Here is an 18,286-nt window from a genome sequence, read left to right on the forward strand (position 1 = left end):
AGGGGTTGGCGGTCTTCATTTTTCGCCGAAGGCCCGTTCGGTGGAAGTGAGTTGAGCGCTCGTCGGCGTGCGGGGACTCCGTACGTGGCGGTCCTGCCCCGCACCGTATCCGGCGCCCGCCATGGCGGTGCCGAGGACAGCTACGGACTCATCGCTCCTCCGTCGCGGCTGGTGCCTGGACCCCGTGGTCGTGGGTGAGCCGGACGATCGCCGCCGCCGCGGTGCGGGCGCCGTTCTCGTCCTGGGCCTCGATCGCGTCGACGAGTCGCCGGTGCAGGTCGGCGTGCTCCTCGGCGGCGGTGGCGTCCCAGGGCAGGCCTCCCAGGGCGGAGGTGAGGGCCGTGCCGAGGTAGTCGTAGACCTCGATCAGGAGGTCGTTCCCGCTCGCCCGGACGACGGCCCGGTGGAACAGCGCGTCGACACTCATGGCCGCGGACCTGTCCTCGCCGGCGCAGGCCGCGTCGGCGTCGGTCAGCAGCTCCCTGAGCTGGTGCAGCTGGTCCTCGCTGCGCCGCAGGGCGGCGGCCCCCGAGGCGTACTCCTCGAGGACGGTGCGCAGTTCGAGGACGTTGTCCCGCCGGGCGGAACTCGCCCGCCGCACCATGACCGACTGGAGCTCGCTCGACGCGCGGACGTAGGTGCCGTCCCCGGCCCGGGGTTCCAGCAGGCCGAGGTGCACGAGCGCGCCGATCGCCTCGCGCAGCGTGCTGCGTCCGACCCCGAGCTCCTCGACGAGGACCTGCTCCGGCGGGATCCGCGTCCCCACCGGCCAGCCGCCCGCCTCGATGTGCGAGCGGAGGCTGTCCACGAGCTGCGCGGACAGGCTTGCCGTCCTGCGCGGTGTACTGATGCGGTTCATGGAGGCAGCCTATACAAACATCAGACATTTGAACATCGCATGTTTCTGGGTCTGGCCGCCCCGGTTCCAGCCGCCCGGCCCGCGATACGCCACCGGCGGGAACGGCCGTGGCCGTTCCCGCCGGTGACAGGGGAGTCGGGCGTGCTTACGCGCCGACCTTCTCCGGCTTCTGCGGCTTCTCCGGAGCGGGCGCCTCGACCGCAGTGACCGCAGTGGCCGGGGTGACCGGGGTGGCCGCGCTGGTCGGGGCGTCCAGGCCCCGCAGCAGCCGCCAGGCCATCGCGGCCGCGCCGATCAGCAGGACGGCGGCCAGCAGGCCGGCACTGTTCATGCCGTGCGTGAAGGACTCCCGGGCGCTCGCCACCAGCGGCTCCGCGACGCCCTGCGGCAGTCCGTGCGCCGTCTCGACCGCCGCGCCCAGCGACTCGCCGGCCCGCGCCGCGGCCGCCGGATCCGTCCCGGCCGGGACGACGAGCCCGCCGGCGTAGATCGAGCCGACCACCGAGCCGACCAGCGCGATGCCGAGTGCGGTGCCCAGCTCGTACGCGGTCTCCGAGACCGCCGAGGCCGCGCCGGCCTTGTCGGCGGGTGAGGCGCTCAGCACCAGGTCGGCGCCGAGCGTGTAGACCACGCCCTCCGCCGTCCCGACCAGCAGGAAGGAGGTGGCCAGCAACAGGTAGGTGGTGTCCTGCTGGAGCCAGCCGAGCACGCCCACGCCGAGGCCCATGGCGAGCAGGCAGCCGGTCAGCGCCGCCCGGGCGCCGGTGCGCCGCACCAGCCGGGCCGTCAGCAGACCGCCGACGACGGCGCCGACGAAGGCCGGCAGCTCGGCCAGGCCGGCCCGCAGCGGCTCGTAGCCGCGGACCAGCTGGAGGTACTGCGAGGTCACGAAGACCACCCCGGACAGGCCGATCAGGGCGATCAGCGAGGCCAGCACGGCGGCGGTGAACCGCCGGTCGCGGAACAGCCGCACGTCCAGCAGCGGGGTCTCCAGCCGCAGCTGGCGGCGGACGAAGACGGTCAGCGCGGTGACGCCCAGCACGAAGGCGACCGGGACGTCCCAGCGCGCCACGCCGTGCGCGGCGGCCTCCTTGATCGCGTAGACCGTGCCGATCACCCCGGCCATCGACAGGGCGACGCTCAGCACGTCCCAGCGGCCCGGGTTCGGGTCCTTGGACTCCGGCAGCAGCCAGGCGCCGAGCACCAGCAGCAGGAGCAGGATCGGGATGTTCAGCAGGAACACCGAACCCCACCAGAAGTGCTCCAGCAGCACCCCGCCGACCACCGGCCCGAGCGCGGCGCCGGCGGTGGCGGCCGCGCCCCAGATGCCGATCGCGGTGGCCCGCTCCCGGTCGTCCGGGAAGAGGCCGCGGATCAGCGACAGGGTCGAGGGCATGATCGTCGCGCCGGCGACGCCGAGCAGCGCGCGGGCCAGGATCAGCCAGCCGGCGCTGGGCGCGTAGGCGGCGAGCAGCGAGGCCGCGCCGAAGGCGGCCGCGCCGATCAGCAGCAGCTTCTTGCGGCCGATCCGGTCGCTGAGCGAGCCCATGCTGACCAGCAGGCCGGCCAGGACGAACGAGTAGGAGTCGCCGATCCAGAGCAGCTGGGTGCCGCTGGGCTCCAGCGTCTCGCTGATGGAGGGGATGGCGAGGGAGAGGACGGTCGCGTCGAGGGCGACCACGGTGACGGCCAGGACGAGGACGGCGAGGCCGGTCCAGCGCTGACGGGGGCTGGCAGAAACGGTACTGCTCATGCGCCCGCCTCGCTTCGCTCGGCAGGCGCTTCGCGCAATGCGCACCCGCTGATGATTCGTTCGCTTCGCTTGCTCATGGGATATCGGTTTCCGGTGTGCGGGCCGAAGGTGCTGTGGGCGGGGGAGTGGCGGCGTCCGGTCGGCGCAGCGCGCCGCCGAGGAACAGCTCGGCGAGCGAGAAGGCGGCGTCGCGCGGGGCGAGGCGGCCGTCCTGGATGGCCCAGCCGACGCCGGCCACCAGGTCGAAGAAGGCCTCGCTCAGCCAGGCGGCGCTCAGCTCGATGCGGAACGTGCCCTGCTGCTGGCCGCGCAGGAAGAGCGCGTGCAGTCGAACGATCTGGAGCTCCCAGAGGTCGTTGACGCTGTCGTCGTCGTAGAGCTGGTTCTCGCCGGCCAGGAAGGCGCAGAGCGTGGCGTCCGGGACGGCGGCGTCGACCAGGCGGCGCAGCGCGGCCTCGGCGTCGCCGTCCTCGACGGCGGCGGTGTCCAGGGCGGCGGCGAACCGGCGCAGGCCGAGCAGGCCGACCTCGCGGATCAGGGCCTCGCGCCCGGGGAAGAGCCGGTGCAGGGTGGCGCGGCTGATCCCGGCGGCGCGCGCGATCTCGTCCAGGTGGGCGGTCGGGCGGCGGGAGAGCACGCCGACGGCGGCTTCCAGGACGGTGTCGCGATCGGTGGCCATGAATCGAGTGTAGGTCACGTGAGACATGGATGTCTCAAAATTATGGTGGGGGTCTCGAATGAGGCGTTGATCGTCACGGCCGGGACAGCAAAAACCGGGAACGGCGGGTGCCGTCCCCGGTCGGGGTGCCGCTGTCGTGCGGCCGGTTCAACTCGGTCGGTTCAGCCCGGTCGGGCCGTGCGCCGCCCGGATCAGCTCTGGTTGTAGAACCCGGTCTCGTCGAGCGGGCGGTCGATCACCATGACCTCGACGTCGGCCGGGGTGAGCAGGAACACCCGGCGGGCGATCCGCTCGATGCCGCCCTGGGTGCCGAAGATCAGCCCGGAGGCGAAGTCCACCATCCGCTTGGCCTCGGCTTCGTTCATCTCGGTGAGGTCCATGACCACCGGGATGCTCGCCCGGATGTGCTCGCCCACCGTGCGGGCCGCCTCGAAACCGGTCGGCCGCAAGGAGACGATCTTCGCGGGCGCGGGGGCGGCCGGCATCGTCTCCTGATCGACCCACTCGTCCTCGTACACCGCGGCCGGGTAGTTTCCCGAGGGCATCAGCCACCCGTTGTGGTGCTCGTCGCGAAGTGCTCCCATGCCGCGCCTCCCTGCCTCGTCCCGTCCTGGTCCCCCGGGGTCGCGTGTCCTTTTTGACACGTCATCCACTCGTCGGAACTGTCCGAGTATCGCACTGTTCACCGGTCCCGTGCCCGCTCGCGGCCCCCGTACGAGTCGCGCCGCGACGGAAACCCGGGCGAACCCGGGCAACATCAGCGACGCGGCGGTGAGCCGTACGGTTGCGCGCGTAGACCATATCGGTCGTGGTCACCGCGCAATTGACCTTCTGTCAACAATGCGGAAACGATTTCACTCGCCGGTAGTGCCGTCCACCAGTTCGCGCAGAAGATCGGCGTGGCCGTTGTGCCGCGCGTACTCCTCGACCATGTGGACCAGGATCCAGCGCAGCGTCACCTCCTCGCCGCGGCGCAGCCGCTTGCCGACGGTGTCCAGCGACAGGCCGGCGCTCGCGCGGCGGGCGGTCTCGACCTCGGCGCGCCAGGTGGCGAAGTCCGCCGCGACGTCGGCGGTGTCCACGCCGTTGAAGTCGCCGTCCTCGTCGGCCTCGGTCCAGTAGTGGTTCTCGGTGTACTCGTCGCCGCGCAGGATGCTCTGGAACCAGTACTGCTCCACCTCGGCCATGTGCCGGACGAGGCCGAGCAGCGAGAGGGTGGACGGCGGGGCGGAGCGCAGCCGCAGCTGGTCGTCGGTCAGGCCCTCGCACTTGAGCGCGAGGGTACTGCGGTGGTAGTCGAGCCAGGCGGTGAGCATGGCGGTCTCGTCGGCCGCCATCGGCGGGTCGACCCGCGGGGAGGGTTCGGTCATGCGGGCCATCCTGACGTCCGACGACGGGCGGGCGCGAGCGAATTGTCGAGCGCCCCCCGAGTGCCTCGGAATCTCGGCCGGTCAGGCGGTCAGGCGGTCAGGCGGTCAGGCGGTCAGGCGCTCAGGCGGCCGGTGTGCGGCGCCGGGCGACCGCGGCCCGCCACAGCCCGACCACACTGCCCAGCACGAGCAGCACGATCATCCCGGCCGACACCAGGAAGGCCGCCGAGCCCGGCTCGCCCGCGCTGGCCGCCGCCGTCACGTACACCGCGGTGGTCGGCACCACGCCGATCGCGGTGGCGAACAGGAAGGGCGCGAAGCGGACCCCAGAGAAGGCCGCGCCGTAGTTGGCCGCCTGGAACGGCATGCCCGGCAGCAGCCGCAGCACCAGCACGCTGCGGAAGCCCTGCTCGGTGAAGCGCCGGTCCAGCGTGCCGAGCACCCGCCCGCGCAGGTACGGCCGCAGCGCCTCGCGCCCGAGGCCCCGGCCGAGCCCGAAGGCCATGGCCGCGCCCAGCGTGGTGCCGAGCACCGACAGCAGCACGCCCTGCTGGATGCCCAGCAGCAGCCCGGCGGCGGCGTTCAGTGCCGGCCGGGGGACGAAGGCGAGCGTGCCGACCGCGTACACGGTGGCGAACAGCGGCGCGAACCAGTACCCGGGCATCCGGTCGGCGAGGCCGCCGTTCAGCAGCGCCGTCGGGCTCCACAGCAGCAGCGACCCGGCCGCGGCGCCGAGCAGCACCACCAGCAGCGCGAACCGCCACCACGGCGAACGCGGCACGGGGCCGGACGGCGGCAGCTCGACGGCGGGCGGGGGCGTTGCGGGTGCGGGCAGGGGCGAGACGGGTGCGGGCACCGGCCGAGCCTAACCGGTGCCCGGTCGCGACCGTCGAGGGCGGTCGCGGTCAGCTGTACGGGGGCTTTTCCGGGTTGTAGTGCCAGAACTGGTTGTCGCCGCTGTGGAACTCCCACTGGATCACCGGGGTGCCGTCGGTCAGCGCGCCGCCCGAGACGTCCAGGACGAGGCCGCTGTAGCCGTTCACGATCCGGCGGGGCGTTCCGGGGTGGCTGGCCGGGGGGTCGCTCCAGCTCTGGTTGGCGCCGCCGTCGCAGGTCCACTGGTCGGCCTGGGTGCCCCAGGTGGTGCTGAAGGCCGGGATGTCCAGGCACTTGCCGCTGTTCAGGTTCACCCAGCCGCGGGCGCTCTGGGTCCACTGCTGGTTGGCGCCGCCGGTACAGGTCCAGATCCGGACCGGGGCGCCGTCGTCGGTGCGCCAGTCGGCGACCTCCAGGCACAGGTCGTTCGGGCCCGCGTACATGCCGGTGCGGATCTCGGCGGGCCCGAAGTCGGCGGCGGGGGTGGCCGCGGGGGTGGTCGTGGGGGTGGCCGCGGGGGCCGGCGGGGCGGTGAGCGCCACCGCGGCGGCGGCGAGGGCGGCCGTGGCGGCGGCGAGCCGCGCACGACGGGACAGGCGGGCCAGCCGGGAAATGCGGGACGGGTGGGACAGGCGGGACATCAGAGCGTCCTCCGGGGGGTCGCGGATGCGGAGCGGTCGGCGAGGAATCCCAGCAGACGTCGCCAGGAGTCCCGGGCCGCGTCCGAATATTCGACGGCGGAGAGCTCGAAGAAGTTGTGCGGCGCGCCCGGGTAGGTGACGAACTCGTGCGGGTTGCCGGCGGCGGTCAGGGCCGCGTCGAAGGCGTCGACGGCGGTGGGCGGGATGTGCTCGTCCGCGCCGCCCCAGAAGGCGAGGATCGGCGCGCTGAGGTCGGCCGCGAGCTGAGTGGGCCCCGGGGAGCCGTTGATCGCGTCGGGGTATCCGTAGAAGCCGACCGCGCCGGCCAGCCCGAACCAGGGCGCGGCGGCGCGGAAGGCCTGCCGGCCGCCGAAGCAGAAGCCGAGCGCGACCACCTCGGCCGGCCCGCTTGCGCGCAGCCGGGCGAGGCCGGCGGCGAGGTCGGCGTCCAGGCCTTCGGGGGTGAGGGCGAGCAGGTGGCGGAGCAGGCCGGGCAGGTCGCCGAATTCCTTCGGGCGGCTTTCCGGATCGGCTCCGGCGGTGCGGCCGTAATAGTCGACGACGAGCGCGGGGTGGCCCTGTTCGGCGAGCCGGGCGGCGGTCTGCCGGTAGAAGCCGGAAAGGCCCTTGTTGTCCGGCAGGACGAGGACGCCGACGCCGGTGGCCACCTCGGGGCGGGCCAGGAAGGCGGCGAACTCGGTGCCGTCCGCCGAGGTCAGGGTGAGCGCCGCAGCCTCGGCCAGGGGCCAGAGTGCGGGGGTGACGGCGGGCGGGGCGGCGTCGGGGTCGTAGCACACGGGGTCCACCTCACGGATCGCGAAACCGCCGGGTGCGGAATGCGCCCGGCGGTCGGCGATATTAGCGAGGAATTCCCCGGAATTTTCTAGATCATATCGCAGAGAGATCTTTTTTCGAAGTGCTTTCCGGTGACGTTGCGGTCACATTTTCGGCGCCGGATCCGGGGGAATTCCGTTCGGCCCGGCGCAGCGCCCCGGCGCTCAGCAGCAGCGCGAAGGCGAGCGCGGTGACCAGGCCGAAGGAGACGGTCAGCGAGGTCGCCTGGGCGAGGGCGCCGATGATCGCGGGCGCGACCAGGCCGGAGGTGTAGGTGACGGTGGCGACGCCCGCGATGGCCTGGCTGGGGTTGCTGCCGATCCGCCCGGCCGCCGCGAAGGCCAGCGGGACGGTGACCGCGATGCCGATGCCGATCAGGGCGAAGCCCGGGATGGCGAGCGCCGGACTGTCGGCGGCCACCACCAGCAGGCCGCCGACGGTGGCGACGGCGCCGCCGAGACGGGTGGTGCGCACGGCGCCGAGCCGGCGGACCACCGCGTCCCCGCACAGGCGGCTGACGGCCATGGTGAGCGAGAAGGCGGTGTAGGAGGCGGCCGCGACGGTGGCAGAGGCGCCGGTGACGTCCCGCAGGTAGACGCCGCTCCAGTCCATCGAGGCGCCTTCGGCGAAGACGGCGCAGAAGCCGACCAGTCCGATCACCAGCGAACTGCGCGGCGGCAGTGCGAACCGCGGCGGCTCCTCCGCCCCCTCCGGCGCCCGCAGGTCGGGCAGGTTCCGGCAGACGGGCTGCGCGAGGACGAGCAGCACGAGCGCGGTGACGGCCAGCTGGAGCCGGGCGTCGAGGTCGAGGTGGGCGGCCAGGATGCCGAAGCCGGAGGCCAGCAGCCCGCCCGCGCTCCACATCCCGTGCAGTCCGGACATGATCGAGCGGCCGAGCCGCTGTTCGATCTCCACGCCCTGCGCGTTCATCGCGACGTCCGCCATCCCGGCCGAGGCGCCGTACGCGAGCAGCGCCACGCACAGCACCGGCAGCGAGGGGGCGAGCGCGGGCAGGGCGAGGGCCAGGCACCAGAGCGAGATCAGTCCGCGGACCGCCGCCCGCCCGCCGTAGCGGTGGACGAACCGGCCGGCCAGCGGCATCGCGAGGGAGGAGCCGATGGCGGGCATCACCAGGGCCAGGCCGAGCTGGCCGGGGGAGAGGTCGAGGCGGTCCTGGATCCACGGGATGCGGGTGACGAAACTGCCGCTGACGGCGCCGTGCACGCCGAAGACCAGGGCGATGCCGGCCCTGGCCCGGCGTGGGGAGGCCAGCGGCTCCAGTGAGTGTGCGGTCGTGCTCATCCGGCGTTCCCTCCCGGGTCGCGCAGGTGGGGCGGCGCGACGGTGCCCTGTGTGGGTGGTTGACGTGCTGGTGGGTGGTCTGACGTGCCCGGCGGTGGTTCTGACGTGCCTGAGGGTGGTCTACGTGCAGGCCGTTCGGTCCGCGCGGCGGCGACGGCCGTCCGGCGGATGGTTCGATAAAATTATCAGGAAGGGAACCTGATAGAAACACTCTGGAAGGATGAGCCGCCATGACCACCGCGCGCACGGCCACGCCGAGCACCGCCCGGGCGATCAACGACCGGCTGGCCCTCAACCTGCTCCTCGAACAGGGCCCCCTGACCGCGACCGAGCTGCGCGACCTCACCGGCCTCTCCCGGCCGACCGTCGCCGACCTGCTCGACCGCCTCCAGCGCACCGGCCTGGTCGCCGTCGTCGGCGAACGGGGCGAACAGCGGCGCGGCCCCAACGCCCGGCTCTACGCGCTGGTCGCCTCCCGCGCCCACCTCGCCGCCTTCGACGTGCGCTCCGGCGGCGTCAGCCTGGTCGTCGCCGACCTCACCGGGCGCACCCTCGCCAGCGCCGAGATCCCGGTCCACGGCGACGGAACGCCCGACACCGCCGGGCACCTGGTGCGCACCCTGCTGGACACCGCGCGCGGCGTCGGCGTCGACCGGCTGCACACCGTCGCCGTCGGCGCCCCCGGACTGGTCGACCCCGCCACCGGGCGCCTCAACAGCACCGGGAAGCTCCCCGCCTGGCACGCCGAACTGCTCGCCGAGCTGCGCGGGCTGCCCGGCACCGAGGTGATCCTGGAGAACGAGGTCAACCTGGCCGGCCGGGCCGAGTACCGGATCGGCGCCGCCCGCGACCGCGACACCTTCGTGCTGCTCTGGCTCGGCCACGGCGTCGGCGCCGCCGTCGTCCTGGACGGCCGGCTGCGCCGGGGCTTCTCCGGCGGCACCGGCGAGATCGGCTTCCTGCCCGTCCCCGGCACCGGCGGCCTGCCCAGCGCCACCGGCTGCGACGGCGGCTTCCACAGCCTGGCCGGCAGCGCCGCCGTCTGCGAGCTCGCCCGCGCCCACGGACTGCCCGCCGGCGCGGCCGGGGACGCCCCCGCCGCCGAGGCGGCCGTCCGCGCCGCGCTGGACGCACTCGGCCCGGACGGGCCCGGCGGGCCGTTCCTGGACGAGCTGGCCGCGCGGATCGCGGTCGGCGCCGCCAGCATCTGCGTCGTCCTCGACCCGGGCTGCGTGGTGCTCGGCGGCGAGCTCGGCCGGGCCGGCGGCGCCGAACTGGCCGGCCGGGTCGAACGGCGGCTGGCCGAGCTGTCCCCGCTGCGCACCGAGGTCCGGCCCGGCACGGCGGGCGGCGGCGCGGTGCTGGCCGGGGCCGTCCTCACCGCCGGGGACGCGGTGCGCCGCGACCTCTTCGGCGAGTCCTGACCCGCCTCGCTTGGCGGCCCCGGCCGCCGGTACGGCAGGATGACGGCGACGGCCCGCCGCGCGTGCGGCGTCCCCGTTCCCGTCCCACGTTCCCCGAGCCAGTCCCCGGGGCAGTCCCCGAGTCAGTGTCAGGAGTCGCACATGGGCCAGTCCGAGGCGCCGGTCAACCCGTACCGCATCGGCGAAGCCGCGGCGCTGCTCGGGGTCAGTGCCGACACCATGCGGCGCTGGGTGGACGCGGGGCGGGTCGCGGCCGAGCGGGACGAGCACGGCCACCGGATCATCCCCGGCGTCGACCTCGCCGCCTTCGCCCGTGAGCTGGCCCGCCCGGAGAACGCCGAGGCCGAGGGCCGTCCGTCCTCGGCCCGCAACCGCTTCCCCGGGATCGTCACCCACGTGGTGCTCGGCGACGTCGCGGCCCAGGTGGAGGTCCAGGCAGGGCCCTTCCGGGTGGTGTCGCTGATCAGCCGGGAGTCGGCGGAGGAGCTGAACCTCGTCCCCGGCGCCCCCGCCACCGCGGTCATCAAGTCCACCAATGTGATGATCGAGCGGCGTTAGGTCCGGCCTGACCCGCACGGCACGCCCCACGGCACGCTCCACCGGGTGCCGCGCGCCGACGGCGCGTCGAGCCCCGCCCGAACCGGTTCCGAACGAGAGGCCCCGCCCGGGATGTCCCACCCGCATCTGCCGACCACCCAGAGCGCCGTCCGCGCGGTCGGGGAACCGGCCGCCGACCGCCGCCGGGTGCTCGCCGTCGCGCACCGCGGCGACCCGTACCGCCACCGCGAGAACACCCTGCCCTCCGTCGAGTCCGCGCTCGCCGCCGGTGCCGACGCCGTCGAGGTGGACGTCCAGCTCACCCGCGACCGGGTGCCCGTCCTGCTGCACGATCGCACCCTGGAGCGCCTCTGGGGCGACCCGCGGTCGATCGGCCGGGTCACCACCGCGCAGCTCGACGAACTGCGCCGGGGGCCGCTCGCCGTCCCGACCCTCGCCGAGACGATCAAGGTCGTCGCTGCCGCCGGAGGCCCCCGGCTGCTCATCGACCTCGACGACCCCGGCCCCGTCGCCGCCACCTGGTCCGTCGTCAGCGACCTCGACGCCGACGGGCTGGTCTCCTTCTGCGGCCCCGCCACCGCCATGCTCGCCGTCCGCGCGCTGGCGCCCGGCGCCGAGATCGCTCTCACCTGGAAGGAGCCCCGGCTGCCCGTCCGCGCCCTGCTCGACGACCTGCGCCCGCGCTACCTCAACCCGCCGTTCGGCCTGGTCACCCCCGAGTTCACCGCCGCCGCCGCGGACGCCGGGCTCGCCGTCTCCACCTGGACCGCCGACCTGCGCCGCACCATGCGCCGGCTGCGCGACAGCGGGGTCGCCTCCATCACCAGCAACCGGATCGGCGTGCTGCGCGCCGTCCTGGACGGCCGCCGCTGAGCGTGCCGACCGCTGGACGGGGGCGACCGCTCCGGGTGGACGGGGCGGCCGCTTCGAGGCGAACTGAGGTCCGGCACTCGAACGTGTCCGCCAGGGCGCTTCGTCCGATGAGGTGAGCTCCACCGGCTGCTCTGTACGCGACGGACGGGGGCGGATTGAATCGGCTCCACCCTTGATCGGCCGGACGGCGGCGTGGCGGGTTCGCCGGGCAGCCCGGCGGCACGGGCACGCTGACGCACCGTCCGCCGGGACGGGGTGATTCGGACTCGTCGACGAGCCAGGCGGAGGTGGCCGTGCCCGAGGAGCACCCGGCCGGGGAGGGCCCGGCGGTGGAACCCCGGTTCGTGGGCGGGGCCGCGCCGGACCCCCGCAGGCCGTACCTGATGCTGCCGCCGGTGGTCCGGCAGGCGGCCGCCTGGTCGGCGGCGGTGATCCTGCTGCTCGCCCTCGCCTCGCTGCTGGTCTTCGCGCTGGTCGAGCTGCGGGCCGCGACCGTGCCGGTGGTGCTGGCGCTGCTGGGGGCCTCGCTGCTCTACCCGGCGGTGCCGTGGATGGTCCGGCGGGGCGTGAGTCGGGGGCTGGCCGCCGGGCTCACCTGCGTGCTGCTGGTCGCGGCCGTCTGCGGGGTGATCGCGCTGCTGGTCAACGCGCTGGTGCACAGCGCCCCGCAGATCGCCGAGTCCCTCCAGCAGGCGGGCAACCAGCTCGCCGCGTGGCTCGGCCCGACCGGGGAGAAGATCCGGCACGCGCTGGACAACGCCAAGGGGGAGACCAACTCGCTGGTCTCGACCGTCACCAACGGCGTGCTGTCCGGGCTGGGCCTGGCCACCCAGCTGATCGCCGGCGGCGTGCTGGCGCTCGCCCTGGTGTTCTTCTTCCTCCGCGACGGCCACCGCACCGGCGACACGATCCGCTCCTACCTGCCCGAGCGCAGCGCCGAGACCGTGATCGCCTGCGCCGAGCGGGCCTTCGACGCGATGGCCGGCTTCATGCGCGGCACCTCGCTGATCGCGCTGATCGACGCGACCTTCATCACCATCGGCCTGGTGGCGCTCGGCGTGCCCGGCGCGCCGGGGCTGGGCGCGCTGGTGTTCATGGGCGCCTACATCCCGTTCGTCGGGGCCTTCCTGTCCGGGGCGGTGTCCGTGCTGGTCGCGCTCGCCGACGGCGGGATCGGGACGGCGCTGTGGGCGCTCGGCGTGGTGATGGCGGTCCAGCTGTTCGAGGGCAACGTCCTCCAACCCCTCATCCAGAGCCGGACGGTGGAGCTGCACCCGGCCACCATCATGGTCGCGGTGGTGGCCGGCTCCGGGATCGCCGGCATCCTCGGGGCCCTGCTCGCCGTCCCGGTGTGCGCCGCCGGCGTGGGCATCGTCTCCGTCCTGCGCGGCGTCCCCGCCCCGCGGGCCGCCCGCCGCGCGGGGAACGAGGTGTAACCCGGTTGCCGGGAGAGGGGAGGGCGTGCGAGGATCACTAATGCGACGGAAGTCGCAATAGTGAGGACGGGGGTTCGCATGGCACGGATCGCGGAGCTGATCGAGGTCGCCGAGGAGGGGGCCGGACCGTACGGGGTCGCCGTGGGGCCGGACGGGGGCGTGTGGTTCACGCTGGTGCACGCCGGGGAGATCGGACGGCTGGCGGCGGACGGCACGGTCGAGCGGTACGGCCTCGGGGCGCCGGAGTGCGGGCCCGCGGTGCTCACCGTCGGCCCGGACGGCGCGCTCTGGTTCACCCGGATGCGCGACCACCGGATCGGGCGGATCGACACCGACGGGAAGGCGTGCTCCTTCGCCGTCCCGACGGCGGGCGCCGGGCCGTACGGGATCGCGGCGGGGCCCGACGGGGCGCTCTGGTTCACCGAGCTGAACGCCGACCGGATCGGGCGGATCACCGTCGAGGGCGAGGTGACGGAGTACCCGCTGCCGCGGGCCGGGGCCTTCCCGTCGCTCATCACGGCCGGCCCGGACGGCGCGCTCTGGTGCACGCTCAACCAGGCGGACGCCGTCGCCCGGATCACCGTCGGGGGCGAGGTGGCCGTCCACCCGCTGCCGACCGGGGGCACCGCCCCGGTCGGGATCACCGCCGGGGCGGACGGCGCGCTCTGGTACGTCGGCATCGGCGGCGGGCTGGTCGGCCGGATCACCGTGGACGGCGAGGTCACCGAGTACCCGCTGGCCGACCGGGCGGCCCGGCCGCACGCGATCACCTGCGGCCCGGACGGCCGGCTCTGGTTCACCGAGTGGGGCGCCGGCCGGATCGGGGTGCTCGGCCCGGACGGGCTGCTCGACGGCTACCAACTGCCCGGCCCGGCCGCCGAGCCGCACGGCATCGCCGTCGGCCCGGACGGCGCGGTGTACGCGGCGCTGGAGCGCGGATCGATCGCGAGGTTGGCGCCGCGTCAGGGCTGACGGCGCAGCAGCTCCTCCAGGTCGGCCAGCAGGTCGAGGGCGGCGGCGCGGTCGGGCACCGCCGCCGGGGCCGGGGAACGCTCGGCGATGACCCGCAGGGCGGCGGCGGCCTGGCGGGCGAACAGGGCGAGCAGGTCCAGCTCGGGCAGGCTGGACCGGGCCTGCGGGGCCGGGTCCAGTACCTCCAGGACGCCCAGCACCCGGCTGCCGTGCGTCAGCGGCGCCGCCATCAGCGCGTTCGGGACGTACGCGGTGGACTCGGCGAAGGCCCGGTCGAAAGTGCGGTTCGCACCCAGGTCGTCGACCACCATCGGCTCGCCCGAGGCGGCGACCCAGCCCGCGATGCCGCTGCCCGCCGGGAAGCGGCGGCCCACCAGGGACTCCTCGCCGCGCCCCGAGACGGCCTGGAACACCAGTTCCCCGGCCGCCTCGTCGAGCAGGCAGACCGAGCCGGCCTCGGCGCCGAAGATCGCGCGGGCCACGTCCACCACGGACTGCAGCAGCTCGCGGGCCAGCGGGTCGACGGCGGGATCAGTGCTGAGGGTCATCGGGCGCCTCCGTGATGGGGGTGGACGGGGTGGGCTCGGTCGTCGAACTCCCGCCTGGGGGACGGTGAGGACCGGCACCGGGGCCGACCTGGACGTTGGCTGCGGTGAGGTAGAGCGCGCTCTTCAGCTGGAAGGTCGTCAGCCTCGGGTGGCCGGACAGGATGCGGGCGCACAGCCCGGCGACGTACGGGGTGGCGAAGCTGTTGCCGGTGGTGCGGATGGTGGAGCCGCCGAGCCAGGGGACCCGGACGTTCTGGCCGGGGGCGAAGAACTCGACCGGCGGCGCCGGGTTGTACAGGTGCAGGGCCGGGTCGTCCTCCTGGTGGCTGCCGACCGAGATGACCGAGGAGAACCGCCAGGGGTAGCTCTCCACCGGGGTGTTGTGGGCGGAGGCGACGATCGCGGTGCGGGCGAAGAAGGCGTCGTCGGCGATCGCGTGCAGCTCCTCCAGGAAGCGGGTCCGGGTGGTGGAGAGGCTGAGGTTGACGACGTCGAAGCCCTGCTCGACGGCCCAGCGCAGCCCGGTGATCAGCATGTCGCCGGTGCCGGTGAAGCGTTCGCCGAGCACCCGGACGCTGTACAGCTCGCAGTCCGGGGCGGTACGGCGGATGATGCCCGCGCAGGCGGTGCCGTGGCCGCAGGTGTCGCCGGTGCGGTCGGGGCGGACCACCAGCTCCCGGGTCGTCGGGTCCTTGACGACCACCCAGGAGCCGTTCAGCGGGCCGACCAGCGGGTGGTCCGGCTCGATGCCGGAGTCCACGACGCACACCCGCACGCCCTTGCCGGTGCCCCCGCCGCCGGTGCCCCCGCCGTCGAGGGCGCCGTCGGGGCCGGCGCTGCCGTGGGCGGTGGTGTCGTGGGCGGTGGTGTCGGCGAGCACCGGCAGGTCCGCGGCGGTCCGGCCGCGCAGGCTCCAGGTGAGGCCGGCCGGGCCGCTCACCGGGCGCCCCCGAGCCGCTCGGCCCGGCGCACGCCCGGCAGGTGGCCCTTGGCGGCGAAGCGGTCCCGGGCGGTGCCGGCCGCCACGGCGGCCTCGGCCCGCCGGTCGAGCAGCAGCAGCGCGTGGGCGCGGTCCAGCGCGGTGAGCGCCTGGAGCAGCAGCGACTCGGTGGCCTCGGCGGCCTGTGCGGCGGCCGCGGTCAGCTCCAGCGCCGGGTCGGCCTCGCCCCGGGAGGCGGCGAGCCGGCCGCGCAGCGCGTCCAGCTCGATCGCCAGCACCGGCGGCAGCGCGGCCGTGGCGTCGACGCCGTCCAGGTGGCGGGCGGCCGGCCCCGGGCGGTCGGCGTCCAGCAGGGCGCGGGCGGTGGTGAGGGCGAGCCGGGGCAGCGGGGCGGAGTTGCCCAGCCGACGGGCGACCTCGGCGGCGTCGGCGAGCAGGTCCAGCGCCTGCGCGGTCTGGCCGGTGGCCGCCGCGGCCTGGGCGGTCAGGGCCGGCAGCGAGATCATCGCGTCGGCCAGCGACAGCTCGCCCGCCAGGCCGTTGGCCTCGGCCAGCAGCAGTTCGGCCTCGCCGGGCCGGTCGCGCAGGGCGAGCAGGACGGCCAGCGGGCCGTTGAGCGCGACCCGCACCGTCCGGTGGCCGGCGCCGTGCCCGGCCAGCAGGGCCCGCAGCCGGAAGACGGCGTTCGGGACGGGCTCGGGGCCCGCCAGCAGCGAGGCGGCCAGCGCGGCCAGCACGGCGGCCCGGTCCAGCTCGGCGTCGGTGCGGGCGGCGTGGTCGAGGGCGTCGTCCAGCAGCCGTTCCGCCTCGGTGTGCCGGCCCGCCAGCAGGTGCTCCTCGGCCAGGCGCAGCCCGGCCCGGGCCTGGCCGAGGTCGTCCCGCAGGTCGATGAAGAGCGGGAGGACGGCGCGGGCGGTGGCGGCAGGTTGCTCCGGGCCGGGCGGCAGACCGCGCGCGGCCAGCGCGAGCCGGGCGTGCGCGGCGTCCAGCGGATCGGCGGCCGAGTCGCGGACCTGCGCCAGGACGGGCAGGGCCTCGTCGGCCCGGCCGAGCGCCAGCCGGGCCTCGCCGAGGCGGCGCAGCGCCGGGCCGGCGGTGCGCTCGTTCGGGTAGTGCAGCCGGACGGCGCGCTCCAGCAGGTCGGTGGCGGCGGGCAGGTCGGCGTGGGCGAGCGCCTGGGCGCCGGCCACGCCGAGGGCGGCGGCCGCGCGGGTGCGCAGGGCGTCCGTCCGGGCGTCCAGCAGGCCGAGTTCGAGCCGGTAGCGGTGGGCGCGCTCCAGGTGGCCGCCGACGGCGGCGTCCCCGGCGGCGCGGACGGCCGGCAGGTCGGCGGCGCGTTCGTGGCGCTCGGCGCGGGCCCGCTTGGACATCGACTGGTAGACCGACTCCTGGACCAGGCCGCTGCTGAACCGGAAGCTGGTGCCGGCCGGTTCGACCAGGCGGCGCTCGGTCAGCCGGGCCAGCGCGGCGTGCAGCCGAGGCGGGGTGTCGTCGCCCGCGGGCAGGCCGGGGAGGCCGTCGAACGGGCCGGTGAAGACGTCGTCCTCCGGGTCGGCGAAGGCGTCGTGGTCGGCGCCGCCGTGGGCGAGCTGGGCGAGTTCGGCGGCGGAGAAGGCACGGCCGAGCACGGCGGCCAGGTCCAGGGTGGTGCGCTCGTCGCGCTCCAGGTCGTCGATCCGCGCGCTGAGCAGCGCCCGGCCCGTGGGCGGGAGTTCGTCGGCGAGCGCGGGGCCGTCCGCCTCGGTGAGGGCGGCCAGCAGCTCCTCCAGGTGCAGCGGGTTGCCCTCGGCGCGCTCCAGCAGCCGGGTCGGCACCGCGTCCTGGTGGGCACTCAGCTCCGTCAACTGAGCGGCCAGAAGCGCCGATTCGTCCCAGGACAGGCCGCCGACCGGCAGCCCCGGCAGCTCCGGGCGGGAGGCCGGCAGCTCCGGCCGGGCCAGGCACAGCAGCAGCACCGGGGCCTGGCCGAGGGCGGCGACCAGCCGCTCGACGGCGTCCAGCAGCACCGGGCCGGCCCACTGGCAGTCGTCCAGGACCAGCACGGCCGGGCGCTCGACGGTCCGCCCGCGCAGGATCGCGGCCAGCCGGTCCAGGGACTGTTCGGCGCTCACCCCGGGCGCGGTGGCCTGCGCCAGCCGGTCCAGCGCCTCGGCGGGCGCGGGCGTCCCCGGGCCGCCGAGCAGGGCCCCGACGGCCTCCGCGAGCGGGGTCAGGACGCCCTGCTCGCCGTAGCTGCGGCAGCGGCCGGTGCCGCAGCGCGCGGTGTGCCGGCCCGTCCGCTCCTGCCACTCGCGCACCAGCCGGGTCTTGCCGATCCCGGCCTCGCCGACGACCAGCAGCAGTTCGGCGCCCTGACCGCCGGCCACCCGGGCCAGTGCGGCGTCCAGCTGGGCGAGTTCACGCTCCCGCCCGACCAGCGGGACGTCGAAGCGGCGCAGCAGCTCGGGGTCGTCCTCGTCCAGCCCGACCAGGCGGTACGCGGTGACGGGCTCGGCCTTGCCCTTGAGCCGCAGCGGGCCGACCTCGTGCACCTGGGCGGCCGGCCCCGCCGCGCGCAGGGTCTGCGGGCCGATCAGCACCTGGCCGGGGGCGGCCTGGGTCTGGAGCCGGGCGGCGATGTTCACGGTCTCGCCGGAGATCAGGGCCTGGCGCGCGGAGGCGTCCGAACCCGCCACCACCTGGCCGGTGTTGACACCGATCCGGACGTCCAGGCGGACCCCGAGGGTGGCGTCCAGCTCGGTGTTGAGGTCCTCCAGGTCCTCCAGCATGGCGAGCGCGGCGGCCAGCGCCCGGTGGGCGTCGTCCTCGCGGATCACCGGGACGCCGAACACCGCCATCACCGCGTCCCCGATGAACTTCTCCAAGGTGCCGCCGTGCGCCTCGATCTGACGGTGCATCCGTTCGAAGTAGCGCAGGATCACCTCGCGCAGCGTCTCCGGGTCGAGCGCGCCGGACAGGGCGGTGGAGTCGACTAGGTCGCAGAAGACCACCGTCACCAGCTTGCGCTCCTCGGCGGCCAGGTCGAGGGCGGCGGCCCGGGGGGTGCCGCAGGCGGGGCAGAACTGGTCGTTCGTGCTGGCGAGTTGGGCGCAGAGCGGGCAGGGCATGGTGGCAGTCCTTCGCTAGTCCTTCGCGGTGCGGGGAGTGCATCGGGGTGTGCGTGGAGTCGGGGGAGTGCGTGGGGGGGGGTGCATGAGGCTGGAGAGTGCGCGGGGTCGGGG

At 75.1% G+C, this 18,286-nt stretch carries 17 protein-coding genes; 5 read left to right on the forward strand and 12 right to left on the reverse strand.

Annotated features, from left to right (window positions below; translation table 11 throughout):
- Positions 1-148: 148 nt before the first annotated feature.
- The 9 genes from ACIP37_RS06240 to ACIP37_RS06280 form a co-directional block, all read right to left on the reverse strand.
- Positions 149-859: an FCD domain-containing protein gene (locus tag ACIP37_RS06240; protein ID WP_363584669.1), complete on the reverse strand. Its 711-nt coding sequence runs from the start codon at positions 857-859 to the stop codon at positions 149-151.
- 145 nt (positions 860-1,004) lie between these two features.
- Positions 1,005-2,612: an MFS transporter gene (locus tag ACIP37_RS06245; RefSeq protein ID WP_400843370.1), complete on the reverse strand. Its 1,608-nt coding sequence runs from the start codon at positions 2,610-2,612 to the stop codon at positions 1,005-1,007.
- 73 nt (positions 2,613-2,685) lie between these two features.
- The gene (locus ACIP37_RS06250; RefSeq protein WP_363584673.1) at positions 2,686-3,291 is read right to left on the reverse strand and encodes a helix-turn-helix domain-containing protein; all 606 of its coding nucleotides are present in this window, start codon (positions 3,289-3,291) and stop codon (positions 2,686-2,688) included.
- Positions 3,292-3,482: 191 nt separating this feature from the next.
- On the reverse strand, positions 3,483-3,875 hold the full coding sequence (locus ACIP37_RS06255) for a cell division protein SepF (RefSeq protein WP_363584675.1): 393 nt from the start codon (positions 3,873-3,875) through the stop codon (positions 3,483-3,485).
- A gap of 270 nt (positions 3,876-4,145) precedes the next feature.
- Positions 4,146-4,661, reverse strand: a complete 516-nt coding sequence (locus ACIP37_RS06260) for a DinB family protein (RefSeq protein ID WP_363584677.1) — start codon at positions 4,659-4,661, stop codon at positions 4,146-4,148.
- Between the two features lie 121 nt (positions 4,662-4,782).
- Positions 4,783-5,517, reverse strand: coding sequence for a VTT domain-containing protein (locus ACIP37_RS06265; RefSeq protein ID WP_363629789.1), 735 nt, complete (start codon positions 5,515-5,517; stop codon positions 4,783-4,785).
- 49 nt (positions 5,518-5,566) lie between these two features.
- Entirely contained in the window at positions 5,567-6,178 is a 612-nt protein-coding gene (locus ACIP37_RS06270) for an RICIN domain-containing protein (RefSeq protein ID WP_400802803.1), read from the reverse strand.
- Entirely contained in the window at positions 6,178-6,975 is a 798-nt protein-coding gene (locus tag ACIP37_RS06275; RefSeq protein ID WP_363629793.1) for a dienelactone hydrolase family protein, read from the reverse strand. The genes ACIP37_RS06270 and ACIP37_RS06275 overlap by 1 nt, the downstream gene beginning before the upstream one ends.
- 91 nt (positions 6,976-7,066) lie before the next feature.
- Positions 7,067-8,314: an MFS transporter gene (locus ACIP37_RS06280; protein ID WP_363584685.1), complete on the reverse strand. Its 1,248-nt coding sequence runs from the start codon at positions 8,312-8,314 to the stop codon at positions 7,067-7,069.
- A gap of 230 nt (positions 8,315-8,544) precedes the next feature.
- Between ACIP37_RS06280 and ACIP37_RS06285 the strand changes: the two genes are divergently transcribed.
- The 5 genes from ACIP37_RS06285 to ACIP37_RS06305 all read left to right on the forward strand — a co-directional run bounded on the left by ACIP37_RS06285 (position 8,545) and on the right by ACIP37_RS06305 (position 13,577).
- Positions 8,545-9,738, forward strand: coding sequence for an ROK family transcriptional regulator (locus ACIP37_RS06285; protein WP_363584687.1), 1,194 nt, complete (start codon positions 8,545-8,547; stop codon positions 9,736-9,738).
- Positions 9,739-9,879: 141 nt separating this feature from the next.
- Positions 9,880-10,296 (forward strand): molybdopterin-binding protein, encoded by a 417-nt coding sequence (locus tag ACIP37_RS06290; RefSeq protein ID WP_208869038.1) that lies wholly within the window; start codon positions 9,880-9,882, stop codon positions 10,294-10,296.
- 111 nt (positions 10,297-10,407) lie between these two features.
- Complete coding sequence (locus tag ACIP37_RS06295) at positions 10,408-11,169, forward strand: glycerophosphodiester phosphodiesterase (RefSeq protein ID WP_400843375.1); 762 nt, start codon at positions 10,408-10,410, stop codon at positions 11,167-11,169.
- A 293-nt stretch (positions 11,170-11,462) separates the two neighbouring features.
- The gene (locus tag ACIP37_RS06300; protein WP_363584691.1) at positions 11,463-12,605 is read left to right on the forward strand and encodes an AI-2E family transporter; all 1,143 of its coding nucleotides are present in this window, start codon (positions 11,463-11,465) and stop codon (positions 12,603-12,605) included.
- Between the two features lie 78 nt (positions 12,606-12,683).
- Positions 12,684-13,577, forward strand: coding sequence for a virginiamycin B lyase (locus ACIP37_RS06305; protein ID WP_400802793.1), 894 nt, complete (start codon positions 12,684-12,686; stop codon positions 13,575-13,577).
- Here ACIP37_RS06305 and ACIP37_RS06310 read toward each other — a convergent pair.
- Genes ACIP37_RS06310 through ACIP37_RS06320 form a run of 3 tightly spaced genes read right to left on the reverse strand, consistent with a single transcriptional unit; the run spans position 13,568 to position 18,172 of the window.
- Positions 13,568-14,125, reverse strand: coding sequence for a GAF domain-containing protein (locus ACIP37_RS06310; protein ID WP_350879761.1), 558 nt, complete (start codon positions 14,123-14,125; stop codon positions 13,568-13,570). The genes ACIP37_RS06305 and ACIP37_RS06310 overlap by 10 nt on opposite strands.
- Complete coding sequence (locus ACIP37_RS06315) at positions 14,109-15,065, reverse strand: S8 family peptidase (RefSeq protein ID WP_400802789.1); 957 nt, start codon at positions 15,063-15,065, stop codon at positions 14,109-14,111. Before ACIP37_RS06315 ends, ACIP37_RS06310 begins: the two co-directional genes overlap by 17 nt.
- The gene (locus tag ACIP37_RS06320) at positions 15,062-18,172 is read right to left on the reverse strand and encodes an adenylate/guanylate cyclase domain-containing protein (protein WP_400843378.1); all 3,111 of its coding nucleotides are present in this window, start codon (positions 18,170-18,172) and stop codon (positions 15,062-15,064) included. Before ACIP37_RS06320 ends, ACIP37_RS06315 begins: the two co-directional genes overlap by 4 nt.
- Positions 18,173-18,286: the final 114 nt, after the last annotated feature.

The organism is Kitasatospora sp. NPDC088861 (genome assembly GCF_044750105.1).
Lineage (GTDB): Bacteria > Actinomycetota > Actinomycetes > Streptomycetales > Streptomycetaceae > Kitasatospora.

What these genes read in the sequence shown, in the direction of transcription:
- ACIP37_RS06245 (WP_400843370.1), bottom strand. Translation starts at nt 2,612, where the DNA reads ATGAGCAGTACCGTTTCTGCCAGCCCCCGTCAGCGCTGGACCGGCCTC.
- ACIP37_RS06305 (WP_400802793.1), top strand. Translation starts at nt 12,684, where the DNA reads ATGGCACGGATCGCGGAGCTGATCGAGGTCGCCGAGGAGGGGGCCGGA.
- ACIP37_RS06240 (WP_363584669.1), bottom strand. Translation starts at nt 859, where the DNA reads ATGAACCGCATCAGTACACCGCGCAGGACGGCAAGCCTGTCCGCGCAG.
- ACIP37_RS06250 (WP_363584673.1), bottom strand. Translation starts at nt 3,291, where the DNA reads ATGGCCACCGATCGCGACACCGTCCTGGAAGCCGCCGTCGGCGTGCTC.
- ACIP37_RS06260 (WP_363584677.1), bottom strand. Translation starts at nt 4,661, where the DNA reads ATGACCGAACCCTCCCCGCGGGTCGACCCGCCGATGGCGGCCGACGAG.
- ACIP37_RS06285 (WP_363584687.1), top strand. Translation starts at nt 8,545, where the DNA reads ATGACCACCGCGCGCACGGCCACGCCGAGCACCGCCCGGGCGATCAAC.
- ACIP37_RS06255 (WP_363584675.1), bottom strand. Translation starts at nt 3,875, where the DNA reads ATGGGAGCACTTCGCGACGAGCACCACAACGGGTGGCTGATGCCCTCG.
- ACIP37_RS06295 (WP_400843375.1), top strand. Translation starts at nt 10,408, where the DNA reads ATGTCCCACCCGCATCTGCCGACCACCCAGAGCGCCGTCCGCGCGGTC.
- ACIP37_RS06310 (WP_350879761.1), bottom strand. Translation starts at nt 14,125, where the DNA reads ATGACCCTCAGCACTGATCCCGCCGTCGACCCGCTGGCCCGCGAGCTG.
- ACIP37_RS06290 (WP_208869038.1), top strand. Translation starts at nt 9,880, where the DNA reads ATGGGCCAGTCCGAGGCGCCGGTCAACCCGTACCGCATCGGCGAAGCC.
- ACIP37_RS06320 (WP_400843378.1), bottom strand. Translation starts at nt 18,172, where the DNA reads ATGCCCTGCCCGCTCTGCGCCCAACTCGCCAGCACGAACGACCAGTTC.
- ACIP37_RS06280 (WP_363584685.1), bottom strand. Translation starts at nt 8,314, where the DNA reads ATGAGCACGACCGCACACTCACTGGAGCCGCTGGCCTCCCCACGCCGG.
- ACIP37_RS06270 (WP_400802803.1), bottom strand. Translation starts at nt 6,178, where the DNA reads ATGTCCCGCCTGTCCCACCCGTCCCGCATTTCCCGGCTGGCCCGCCTG.